The following is an 8,701-nucleotide window of genomic DNA, read 5'->3' on the forward strand; positions in this document are numbered from 1 at the left end:
GGGGCAGGCGGAGCCGGCGACCGTGCATCTTCACGGTATGTCCGCGCGTCATCCTACTTAGGGGCAAAGGGAGTTGGCGCTGCCTTTCGGCATCAGGAGAGCTGGAGCAGCCCGCGCAGCACGTCACGGCTCTCGTCCGGCCCGGGGCTGTCCCGCTGCAGCTCCTCGATCGCCTTCTCGTACTGGGCGACGTCCTCGGGCTTGTCCAGGTACAGCGCGCTGGTGAGCTGCTCCAGGTAGACCACGTCGGAGAGGTCCGACTCGGGGAAGCTGAGCAGCGTGAAGGCGCCGGACTCGCCGGAGTGGCCGCCGAAGCCGAACGGCATCACCTGGAGGCGGATGTTGGGGCGCTCGGACATGTCGATCAGGTGCTGGAGCTGGCCGCGCATCACCTCGCGGTCACCGTAGGGGCGGCGCAGCGCGGCCTCGTCCAGGACGATGTGGAACTGCGGCGCGTTCTCGGCCACCAGGTACTTCTGGCGCTCCAGGCGCAGCGTCACCCGGCGCTCGACGTCCTCCTCGCTCGCACCGCGCGCCCCACGGCGCACCACCGCGCGCGCGTACTCCGGCGTCTGCAGCAGCCCGTGCACGAACTGCACCTCGTAGACGCGGATGACGGAGGCCGCGCCCTCCAGGCCCACGTAGGTGGGGAACCAGCTGGGCAGCACATCCGAGTAACTGTGCCACCAGCCCGCGACGTTGGCCTCCTTGGCCAGCGACAGCAGGGAGGCGCGCTCCTGCTCGTCGGTGATGCCGTACAGCGTCAACAGGTCTTCCACATCGCGTGTCTTGAAGCTCACCCGGCCCAGCTCCATGCGGCTGATCTTCGATTCCGAGGCGCGGATCGAGTACCCCGCCGCCTCCCGCGTGATCCCCCGCGCCTCACGCAGTCGCCTGAGTTGTGATCCGAGCAGCATGCGCCGCACCACCGATCCGGGCTCTCCCGCGCTCACGTTCGCCAGCCTCCCCAACCGTCTTCAGAGGCCGAAGTCTGCCACTAAAACACTCCGAGCAGTACTCGTCCGATTACGGAAACGGAGACCTGACCAAGAAAACGCACAGGTAATGGCAAGGAGTTGCGGAGGCGACACCCAGGATGAGAGGTGAAGATGGCAGAAAATTTGACCAACAAGCGGTACGGGCAGGTCCATTTCGGTCACGTGCACGTGCATCTGCCCTTGCATCTGCCCTACGCATCCGAAACCATGGTGCCGCACCACCGCGCCGCATCGCTACGACCGCGAACTCCCGGGAGTGCCTCGCATGGGGACGAATGGATCGACCATGCTCGAGCCGTTGAGGCAGGGCCTTCCGCCGCTGGACCCCGCCCACGTCTCCAGCGCCGCCTCCTGTGCCCTGCCGCCCCGCTACGAAGCGGTGCGCGAGGCCCGCCGGTTCACCCGCCGCACCCTCGACGGCTGGCACACGGGCGACCGGTTCGACGACATCTGCCTGGTGGTATCCGAACTCGTCACCAACGCCCTGCGGCACGCACTGCCGCCCTGCGGCACACAGCAGGCGGACGGGCACGGGCAGGTGCGGCTGCATCTGATGCGGTGGACCGAGCGGCTGGTGTGCGCGGTGCGCGATCCGAGCCACGACAGCCCGGTGGCCCGGGAGGCGGAGGACTTCGCGGCGGAGTCCGGCCGCGGACTGTTCCTCGTCGAGTCCTTCAGCGACGGCTGGGGCTGGTACCCGCTGGCGGGCACGCTGCACGGCAAGGTGGTCTGGGCGCTGTTCCGGCTGCCGGACCCGCCGGCCGAGTGATCCGCCGCGCCTCTTCGCCGCGCCGCGTTTCTACGCGCGTCACGGCGGGGCGCGTACGCGGTGCGGGCCGCGCGTACAGTGCGGTGCGCGGATACGGTGCGGTACGCGCAGACAGTGCGGTACGCGGATACGGTGCGGTCGGCCGGGGTGGGGCGGGGCGCGCATGCGGTGCGGTACGCGCAGGCAGTGCAGTGCGCGCATGCGGTGCGGTACGCGCAGACAGTGCAGTGCGCGCATGCGGTGCGGTCGGCCGGGGTGGGGCGCGGCGGGCCGCCGGGGCGGGGCGGTCAGCCGGCGACCAGGTGGTCGAACTCCCCGTCCTTGACGCCCAGTAGCATCGCCTCGATCTCGGCGCGTGTGTAGACCAGCGCCGGGCCGTCGGGGAAGCGGGAGTTGCGCACGGCGACGTCCCCGCCGGGCAGCAGTGCGAACTCCACACAGGACCCCTGCGAGTTGCTGTGCCGGCTCTTCTGCCAGGCCACTCCGTGCAGTTGCGTAGCGGCGATGCCGTTGTACACGTCGTGGTTCACAGGCCGCTCCCCGGTGTCGCACTAGTGGCTGGTGTGGCCATTGATGCATTGGTCAACTGATGCGGATCATAACCTTGTTCACGTGCATCTGCATGCGCAAATGCACGTGCACGCGGGGTGCTCTCTCGGTTACAGCTCCCGTCCTGTGGGACGCCGGGCCGCGACCGGTCGTTCCCGCGTATGCCCCGACTTTCGTTGATCATGCAACAACATGAGGGACCCGCCTGACCAGGCGGGTCCCTCATGTGAACGGGGTGACCGGTGACGGTGTCGGTGACCGGCGTCACCGACCGGCGTCACCGACGCGTACCAGCGGCCGGCGTCAGCGACTGGCGTAGGGCAGCAGCGCCATCTCGCGCGCGTTCTTGATCGCCGCGGCGAGCTGCCGCTGCTGCTGGGACGTGACGCGGGTGACCCGGCGGCTGCGGATCTTGCCGCGGTCGGAGATGAACTTGCGGAGCAGATCGACGTCCTTGTAGTCGATGTAGGTGATCCCCGCCTGGTCCAGGGGGTTCGGACGGGACTTGAGGGGCTTGCGGTCGCTCTTGCGGGGCACGGTGGGTCAGACCTCCAGGAGGGTGTCGAAGCCGGACGGCAGCCGCTTCCAGGCGCCCGGTCCGGCGGCGTACTCGGCGTCGGTGAGCAGGCAGGACTCCAGCAGCCGCGCCAGCCCGTCCCGGTCGAGGCCGGGCGAGGTGAAGACGAGGTGCTGGCAGCGGTCGCCGTGCTCGGGGTGCCAGTCGAGGGCGGCGGCGGCCCTGCGGACGGGAGGCACCATCTCCCAGGCCGCGTCCGGCAGCGAGGCGAGCCACGGGCCCGCCCCCTCCACGCACAGGGCCCCGCCCGCGGCGTCCCAGTGCAGCAGCGTGTCCGGCTTGTCGGCCAGCCAGAACCGGCCCCGGCTGCGGGCCGCGGCGCAGGTCAGGTCCTCCAGCGCGGCGTACAGCCGCTCCGGGTGGAAGGGCCGGCGCCGGTGCCACACCAGGGTCGTGACGCCGTGCGCGTCGGCCTCGGCGGGCAGCAGGGCGCAGGCCGGGTGCTGGGCCGCCGCCGCGGCCTCCACGTCGAACCCGGCGAGCGCGGCCCGCGCCAGGTCCGGGGCGGAGCCCGCCAGGTCACCGTGGCCGATGGGGACCTGGCGGGCGGTCGGGTGGAGCTGCGCCAGCAGCTCGCGGTCCTCGTCGTCGGCCTCCGGGGAGTCGACGACGGCCAGGACGGGGGCGTACTCCAGCTGCCGCGCGAAGGTGTCGGCGACCGTGCGCTGGTCGGTGGCGGCCGCGGCGAGGCCGCCCTCGGCGAGGTCGTCGCCGTTGCCGAGGTACGGCAGCACCAGCGCCGGGTCGACGGCGGTGATCACGCCGGTGACGGTGAAGCCGCCGGCCGTCACCACCTCGGCCATCGCCTTGGGCTCGACGGAGTCCCACAGCTCGACGACGGCCAGCGGGACGGTCCCGGCGTCCGCGAGCCGCTCCAGCTCGGGAACCAGGTCCTCGCGCAGGGCGCAGCAGGCGCAGTCGTTGACCAGCGGCGCCTCCCCGGCGGACAGCAGGCCGGTGGCGTCCCGGACCGTGCGGACGACCGTGCCCGCGGTGGCGGTCGCCAGGTCGTGGTGGAGGACGACGCTGCCGGGCACGTCGGCCAGCAGCCGGGCCACGGCGGCCTGACGGGCGTCGGAGTGCAGTCCGCCGACGATCACTACGGGCAGCATCAGCCCTGCTTTCCGGTCCGGCCGTACCGGCGCTCGAAGCGCTCCACGCGTCCGGCGGTGTCCAGGACGCGGGCGGTGCCGGTGTAGAAGGGGTGGCTGACGTTCGAGATCTCGACGTCGACGACGGGGTAGGTGTGCCCGTCCTCCCACTCGATCGTCTTCTCGCTGGTCATGGTGGACCGGGTGAGGAAGGCGTAGTCGGCGGCGCGGTCGCGGAAGACGACCGGGCGGTACTCGGGGTGGATTCCCTTGCGCATAGCGGAGCTCAGCGCTCCTCTCGGAAGTCGACGTGGCGGCCGGCGACCGGGTCGTACTTGCGCAGGGTCAGCCGGTCGGGGTCGTTGCGGCGGTTCTTGCGGGTGACGTAGGTGAAGCCGGTCCCCGCGGTGGACCGCAGCTTGATGACCGGGCGGAGTTCGTTGCGTGCCATGCTGCTATCTTACTGAAAATGAATTCCATTAACAGTCGTGTCCGTCAGGACTGACCGAGAGGTACGTCACCGTGTCCGCGCACTGCATGCTGACCGGCGCCCAGCCCGGCTTCGGCAACCGCATCTCCCACTCCCACCGGCGCACGTCGCGCCGCTTCGACCCCAACATCCAGACCAAGCGGTACTGGCTGCCGAGCGAGAACCGGCACGTACGGCTGCGGCTGAGCACCAAGGCGATCAAGACCGTCGACACGATCGGCGTCGAGGCGGCCGTGGCCCGCATCCGCGCCCGGGGAGTGAAGGTCTGATGGCGAAGAAGAGCAAGATCGCGAAGAACGAGCAGCGCCAGGAGATCGTCGCCCGGTACGCCGCGCGCCGGGCCGAACTGAAGGAGATCGTCCGCCGCCCGTCCTCCACGGACGCCGAACGCCTCGCCGCCCAGCGGGAGCTGCGCCGCCAGCCCCGGGACGCCAGCGCCACCCGCGTCCGCAACCGCGACCAGACCGACGGACGCCCGCGCGGCTACTTCCGCACGTTCGGGCTCTCCCGCGTCTCGCTGCGCGAACAGGCGCACGCCGGACATCTGCCCGGCGTCCGCAAGTCGTCCTGGTAGCTTGCGACTTGTCGCGGGGCACCCCCGGCCGCCCCGCGCCGTCCCGGCCGTCCGCTACAGCTTGGAGCTTCCGGTGACATGGATGACATGGATGACATGGTCGACAGGGATGACACGGGTGGCTGTGGACGGTACGGCGAGTGCGTCGAGGACGGCGCGTACGGCGCGTACGGCGGTCGGGGTGAGGGGCAACTGTCCTTCACGCCGGCGGGAGCGCGGGGGGCTGCGGGGTGCGGCGGTGGCCGCCGGGGCCGTGGGCGCGCTGGTGCTCACCGGGTGCGGTGACGGCGGGGGGCCGGACGACGGGGCGGCGGGGGGCGCGAGTACGGGTGCGTCCGCGTCCGCCCCGGTGTCCTCCTCCCCGTCCGCGGCCCCCTCGGCGTCCGCCTCTCCCTCCGCGTCGACGCTCGCGTCCGCGTCCGCTTCCGGATCAGCACCCGCATCCGCATCCCCGTCCGCACCGGCGTCTGCACGGGCTACGGCGTCCTCCGGCGGCGGCAGCGGGAACGGCGCCGGGGGTTCGTCGTCCGCCGCCGTCGCAGTCGGCGAAGTGGAGGGCAGCTGGCTGGCCACCGCCGGCGGCAAGGCGGTCGCCCTGGTGGTCACCGGGAAGCAGGCCGGTCTCTTCGCCACGGGCGGGACCGTGTGCAGCGGTGACGTGCGCGGGTCCGGCGGCACCCTCACGATCCGCCTCTCCTGCACCGACGGGACCGACGACCGGGCGTCCGGAACGGTCGAGTCGGTCGACGGCTCGACCCTGGAGGTCGACTGGGCGGGCCGTCTGGGGACGGAGACGTACCTCAAGGCCGAGGGCGCCGGGCTGCCGAGCGGGCTGCCGACGGAGGGGCTGGGTTCCTGAGCCGGGCCGGGCCGGTAATCTCTGCTGACTCCTGTCCCTCCCCCGGCGACCGCCGGGAACCCGTTCACCACCCGTCTCCAGAGGACCCGTTCATGCGCGCCACCCGGCCGACCGTCGCCCTCGCCGCCGCCTCCGTCGCCGCGGCGCTCCTCCTGACCTCCTGCTCCGACGAGGGCGGCGGCACCGACGAGAGCGGTGACAGCTCCGCCTGCCGGATCGGCGGGTCGGGCACGGAGATCGCGGCGAGCCCGGCGCCGGCCGCCGGGGACACCGGCACCGTCACCGTCACCCTGACCAACCGCGGCGCCGAGTGCGTCCTCGAAGGCTTCCCGACGGTGACGCTCCTCGTGGACGGCGCCTCCAAGGAGACCGGCAAGGAAGAGGGCGCCTCGGCGCGGCGGCTGACCCTGGCCAAGGGCGCCGCCGCCTCCTTCACCATCACCTACGTCCGCGGGGAGGAGGACGGCGCGAGCCTGGACGTCCGTACGGCGCGCTTCGCCCTGCCCGGCGCCTCCGCCACGCAGGACATCCCCTGGTCGTACGGTGCCGTCGCGACGAAGGACGGGGGGAACGGTGGGGACGGCGAGGACGGGCCGGACGCGACGGTGAGCGCGTTCCAGCAGATGGGCGACTGAACCGGCGGGAGCGGGCGTCCCGACGGGACCGTCAGGGCAGCGGGCGGTGGCGTCCGACCCGGGCCCGGTCGGCCGCGCGGACGCCCTCCGTCCAGCCCGCCTCGTCGGAGACGCCCCGCAACCGGGTGGTGGTCGTCTCCGGGAACATCCGCTCCAGGCGGCCGGTCACCGCGACCTCGCGGGAGGCGAGCACGGGCAGCAGACTCTCGTCCTCGCTGACCGGGGCTTCGGCGGCAGCCCGCAGCCGGGTGCCGACGCGGTGCGCGTAGGCCGCCAGGAACGACTGACGGAACGTCTTGGTCCGTTTCCGTCCGCCCGCGCGCTGGGCGGCCTCCGCCCGGGTCATGGCTGTCTCGGCCTGCACGAGCAGCGACGTGTGCAGCAGCTCGACCGCCGCGAGGTCGGTCTCGAAGCCGACCACGGTGGAGAAGCCGAGGGCCTCGTTCCACACCGCGCGGCAGTGGTTGGCGGCGGCCACCGCGTCCAGCAGGACCGCCTTGGCCTGCTCGTACGGCGGCTCGACCCCGATCCGGCAGGCCCCCGGGGTGTCGGGCGCGGGCGCGCGGGCCGCCAGCAGCGCCTCGTCGATGCTGTGCCGGGCCATCAGCTCCTGCGCCTTGGCGCTCAGCGCCTCGGCCTCCTCCGGGTACCCGGTCGCCTCCGCCTTGGCCAGCAGCGCGCGGATGCGGGCGAGGGCGCGTGACGCGGGGCGGGCTCCGGAGTGCCCCTCGGGTCCTCCGGGGTGTCCTCCGGGGTGTCCTCCGGGGTGTCCTCCGGGGTGTCCTCCGGGGGGCGGCGTACCGGGCTCGTCCAGCGGCTCCAGGTGGGGCAGGCGCAGCAGCAGGCGGTACAGCTCCAGGACGGTGGTGGCGCGCGAGAAGCGGTCCCCTCGGTCCGCCGGGTGCGTGGCCGGTGCGGCGGGGAGTCCATCGAGCTGAGCGGTCCAGCGCGGGCCGCGCGGACGGTCGTACGCCGCCTGCGCCCTGATCAGGCCGGCGGCCAGCCGCAGGTGCGGGTCCCCGAGTTCCCGCCGTACGACGCGTACGAGGTCGGCGGGCTGCCAGCCGCGCCGCCAGGCACCGGCCACGAACTCCTCCCCGCGCCGCGCCAGTTCGGCGTCGGCCGCCGGGTCGGCCGCGAGCAGGGAGGCCGCCGTGTCGAGGGCGGCGTCGTCGGTGTCGTACAGGACGGTCCGGAAGGCGCGGTCGACGGTGCCGGGGGTGCTGGACGTGCCGGGGGTGCTCACCCGGCGATGGTGCCATGACCGCCGTTCCCCTTTCCTCCGCACATCCTCCGCACACCGGACTGTCAACCGAAGGTTGACACCATCGGGGGGCGCAACCTACGGTTGACACATGACGACGAACCCGAACATCACGGCATCCGTACGTCTCGACGACCTGATCGCCGCCATCAAGAAGGTCCACGCCGAGCCCCTGGAACAGCTCCAGGACGCCGTTCTCGCCGGTGAGCACCTCGGGGAGGTCGCCGATCATCTGATCGGCCACTTCGTCGACCAGGCCCGGCGTTCGGGCGCGTCCTGGACGGACATCGGCCGGCGGATGGGCGTCACCCGGCAGGCGGCCCAGAAGCGCTTCGTGCCGAAGGAGTCCACGGGACCGGACGCGAGCGAGGGGTTCAGCCGCTACACGCCCCGCGCGCAGAACACGGTGATGGCCGCGCACAACGAGGCCAGGAACGCCCGCAACGCCGAGGGCGTGCCCGAACACCTCGTCCTCGGCCTGCTGGCCGAGCCGGAGGGCTTCGCCGTACAGGCGATCGCCGCGCAGGGCGTGACGCCGGACGCCGTGCGCGAGGCGGCCCTCGCCGCGCTCCCGCCGGCCGCCGACGAGGTCCCGGAACTCGTGCCGTACGGCCCGGCCGCCAAGAAGGCCCTGGAACTCACCTTCCGCGAGGCCCTCCGCCTCGGCCACAACTACATCGGCACCGAGCACATCCTCCTGGCCCTGCTGGAGCACGAGAACGGCGACGGCGTCCTCAGCGGCCTCGGTCTCACCAAGGAGGCGACGGAGCGGTTCGTTACCGAGGCGCTGGCCAAGTTCATCACCGAGCAGGAGGGGGAGGGAGAGGGAGAAGAGGGAGAGGACGCCCCCGCGACCGAGGCGACGGGCTCCTGACCGGCGGACGATCGGCGGACG

14 protein-coding genes are annotated in these 8,701 nt (G+C 72.5%); 6 read left to right on the forward strand and 8 right to left on the reverse strand.

All coding sequences use genetic code 11. The features are described from left to right. Positions 1–92: 92 nt before the first annotated feature. Entirely contained in the window at positions 93–917 is an 825-nt protein-coding gene (locus ACIQR3_RS22720; protein WP_403542007.1) for a helix-turn-helix domain-containing protein, read from the reverse strand. Between the two features lie 367 nt (positions 918–1,284). Here ACIQR3_RS22720 and ACIQR3_RS22725 point away from each other — a divergent pair, with 367 nt between their 5' ends. Then, positions 1,285–1,767, forward strand: coding sequence for an ATP-binding protein (locus ACIQR3_RS22725; protein ID WP_403541676.1), 483 nt, complete (start codon positions 1,285–1,287; stop codon positions 1,765–1,767). A 287-nt stretch (positions 1,768–2,054) separates the two neighbouring features. Here the strand turns inward: ACIQR3_RS22725 and ACIQR3_RS22730 are convergent, their stop codons facing one another. The 5 genes from ACIQR3_RS22730 to rpmG all read right to left on the reverse strand — a co-directional run bounded on the left by ACIQR3_RS22730 (position 2,055) and on the right by rpmG (position 4,435). Then, positions 2,055–2,297: a DUF397 domain-containing protein gene (locus tag ACIQR3_RS22730; RefSeq protein WP_215174570.1), complete on the reverse strand. Its 243-nt coding sequence runs from the start codon at positions 2,295–2,297 to the stop codon at positions 2,055–2,057. A gap of 322 nt (positions 2,298–2,619) precedes the next feature. Next, on the reverse strand, positions 2,620–2,853 hold the full coding sequence (rpsR, locus tag ACIQR3_RS22735; RefSeq protein ID WP_215174569.1) for a 30S ribosomal protein S18: 234 nt from the start codon (positions 2,851–2,853) through the stop codon (positions 2,620–2,622). Between the two features lie 6 nt (positions 2,854–2,859). Continuing rightward, positions 2,860–4,005, reverse strand: coding sequence for a CobW family GTP-binding protein (locus ACIQR3_RS22740; protein ID WP_403541680.1), 1,146 nt, complete (start codon positions 4,003–4,005; stop codon positions 2,860–2,862). Further along, positions 4,005–4,262 carry a type B 50S ribosomal protein L31 gene (locus ACIQR3_RS22745; RefSeq protein ID WP_215174565.1) on the reverse strand — a complete coding sequence of 86 codons (258 nt, stop codon included), beginning with the start codon at positions 4,260–4,262 and terminating at the stop codon, positions 4,005–4,007. Before ACIQR3_RS22745 ends, ACIQR3_RS22740 begins: the two co-directional genes overlap by 1 nt. Positions 4,263–4,270: 8 nt before the next feature. Beyond that, positions 4,271–4,435 (reverse strand): 50S ribosomal protein L33, encoded by a 165-nt coding sequence (gene rpmG, locus ACIQR3_RS22750; RefSeq protein ID WP_044382365.1) that lies wholly within the window; start codon positions 4,433–4,435, stop codon positions 4,271–4,273. Positions 4,436–4,506: 71 nt separating this feature from the next. On the opposite strand from rpmG, the gene rpmB reads away from it, so the two are divergent. Together rpmB and rpsN are read left to right on the forward strand one after the other, a co-directional pair. Beyond that, complete coding sequence (gene rpmB / locus ACIQR3_RS22755) at positions 4,507–4,743, forward strand: 50S ribosomal protein L28 (RefSeq protein WP_215174563.1); 237 nt, start codon at positions 4,507–4,509, stop codon at positions 4,741–4,743. Next, positions 4,743–5,048: a 30S ribosomal protein S14 gene (gene rpsN, locus ACIQR3_RS22760; RefSeq protein WP_403541685.1), complete on the forward strand. Its 306-nt coding sequence runs from the start codon at positions 4,743–4,745 to the stop codon at positions 5,046–5,048. The genes rpmB and rpsN overlap by 1 nt, the downstream gene beginning before the upstream one ends. Positions 5,049–5,102: 54 nt before the next feature. On the opposite strand, the gene ACIQR3_RS22765 is transcribed toward rpsN, so the two are convergent. Beyond that, positions 5,103–5,240, reverse strand: coding sequence for a hypothetical protein (locus ACIQR3_RS22765; RefSeq protein ID WP_403541688.1), 138 nt, complete (start codon positions 5,238–5,240; stop codon positions 5,103–5,105). Positions 5,241–5,598: 358 nt separating this feature from the next. Between ACIQR3_RS22765 and ACIQR3_RS22770 the strand changes: the two genes are divergently transcribed. After that, positions 5,599–5,907, forward strand: coding sequence for a hypothetical protein (locus ACIQR3_RS22770; RefSeq protein WP_403541690.1), 309 nt, complete (start codon positions 5,599–5,601; stop codon positions 5,905–5,907). A gap of 92 nt (positions 5,908–5,999) precedes the next feature. After that, entirely contained in the window at positions 6,000–6,542 is a 543-nt protein-coding gene (locus tag ACIQR3_RS22775; RefSeq protein WP_403541692.1) for a DUF4232 domain-containing protein, read from the forward strand. A gap of 31 nt (positions 6,543–6,573) precedes the next feature. Here ACIQR3_RS22775 and ACIQR3_RS22780 read toward each other — a convergent pair whose 3' ends face one another. Next, positions 6,574–7,788 carry a DUF2786 domain-containing protein gene (locus tag ACIQR3_RS22780; protein ID WP_403541695.1) on the reverse strand — a complete coding sequence of 405 codons (1,215 nt, stop codon included), beginning with the start codon at positions 7,786–7,788 and terminating at the stop codon, positions 6,574–6,576. Positions 7,789–7,897: 109 nt separating this feature from the next. Here ACIQR3_RS22780 and ACIQR3_RS22785 point away from each other — a divergent pair, with 109 nt between their 5' ends. Continuing rightward, positions 7,898–8,680 carry a Clp protease N-terminal domain-containing protein gene (locus ACIQR3_RS22785; RefSeq protein ID WP_403541698.1) on the forward strand — a complete coding sequence of 261 codons (783 nt, stop codon included), beginning with the start codon at positions 7,898–7,900 and terminating at the stop codon, positions 8,678–8,680. The last annotated feature ends 21 nt before the right edge of the window (positions 8,681–8,701 follow it).

This window comes from Streptomyces sp. NPDC090994 (assembly GCF_044768905.1).
Lineage (GTDB): Bacteria > Actinomycetota > Actinomycetes > Streptomycetales > Streptomycetaceae > Streptomyces.

Coding starts and splice junctions, on each gene's coding strand:
- ACIQR3_RS22740 (WP_403541680.1), bottom strand. CDS start 4,005: ATGCTGCCCGTAGTGATCGTCGGCGGACTGCACTCCGACGCCCGTCAG.
- ACIQR3_RS22745 (WP_215174565.1), bottom strand. CDS start 4,262: ATGCGCAAGGGAATCCACCCCGAGTACCGCCCGGTCGTCTTCCGCGAC.
- ACIQR3_RS22775 (WP_403541692.1), top strand. CDS start 6,000: ATGCGCGCCACCCGGCCGACCGTCGCCCTCGCCGCCGCCTCCGTCGCC.
- ACIQR3_RS22725 (WP_403541676.1), top strand. CDS start 1,285: ATGCTCGAGCCGTTGAGGCAGGGCCTTCCGCCGCTGGACCCCGCCCAC.
- rpmG (WP_044382365.1), bottom strand. CDS start 4,435: ATGGCACGCAACGAACTCCGCCCGGTCATCAAGCTGCGGTCCACCGCG.
- rpsN (WP_403541685.1), top strand. CDS start 4,743: ATGGCGAAGAAGAGCAAGATCGCGAAGAACGAGCAGCGCCAGGAGATC.
- ACIQR3_RS22720 (WP_403542007.1), bottom strand. CDS start 917: ATGCTGCTCGGATCACAACTCAGGCGACTGCGTGAGGCGCGGGGGATC.
- ACIQR3_RS22785 (WP_403541698.1), top strand. CDS start 7,898: ATGACGACGAACCCGAACATCACGGCATCCGTACGTCTCGACGACCTG.